Annotated in this window: 1 protein-coding gene; it reads left to right on the top strand. The window is 36.9% G+C overall.

What is annotated here, in order from left to right:
- Window positions 1-206 (top strand): hypothetical protein (locus tag QWJ41_RS20740; protein WP_302710368.1); only part of this gene is annotated, 206 nt, incomplete at its 5' end.
- Between the last annotated feature and the right edge of the window lie 579 nt (window positions 207-785).

The following is a 785-nucleotide window of genomic DNA, read 5'->3' as shown; positions in this document are numbered from 1 at the left end:
CATCAGACGATGCGCAACCATCAGATCAGCTGAAGCCGACAGAACAGCCCAATCCATCAAACCATCGCATCAAACTATCGCATCAAACCAATCCATCAAACCAATCTATCAAACTAATCCATCAAACCAATCCATTAAAACCAATCCATCGAACCAATCTATTAAAACAATCCAACCCATCAGATCGATCAAATCTATCAGCCTAAGCTCATCGAAACAAACAAGCCAATCAAAACTAGCAGATCAATCAGATCTCAGCTGCCTAGCTTAAGGGGGTGTGTTAGAGATATAAGCTCACCAGCTGATCTCCGATAGAACAAGTACTCAATCTTCAACTAAAACTCATCAATCAATCTATTACTAGAAGCTATTATGCTATTATCTAGTAATATCTATCTATTACGCCATAGATTACGCAAGCTACTACTAAGAAGACTCTTCTAGAATCTAAGACAACGAATATATAAGTAGTAGAAGAGCTAGTAGATAGAAAGTAGAGAAGAGTAGAGCGAATCCTACAGACTACCTTAGGAAGGCAATTTAACTATTCTCTCTCCCCTAGCAATATCTTTTTATCTCTTATTTATCTCTCTTTACTAGAACCTTCGATAAGCTGCCTCTAAGTCTATTACTAGACAAGTAGAAGGCAGAGACCTCTACCTCTGAGCTACTAGTAGAACAAGCAGCAACTTCCGCTACCTAAGTAGCAATATTCTAACAAAAATAAGAACTTAATCTCTTATCTAGCCTATATTATTAACCTTATTATCTAAGATATTATCTAA

Origin of the sequence: Nocardioides cremeus, assembly GCF_030518195.1 — a bacterium.
Lineage (GTDB): Bacteria > Actinomycetota > Actinomycetes > Propionibacteriales > Nocardioidaceae > Nocardioides > Nocardioides cremeus.
This window is presented reverse-complemented; position numbering and strand designations above follow the sequence as displayed.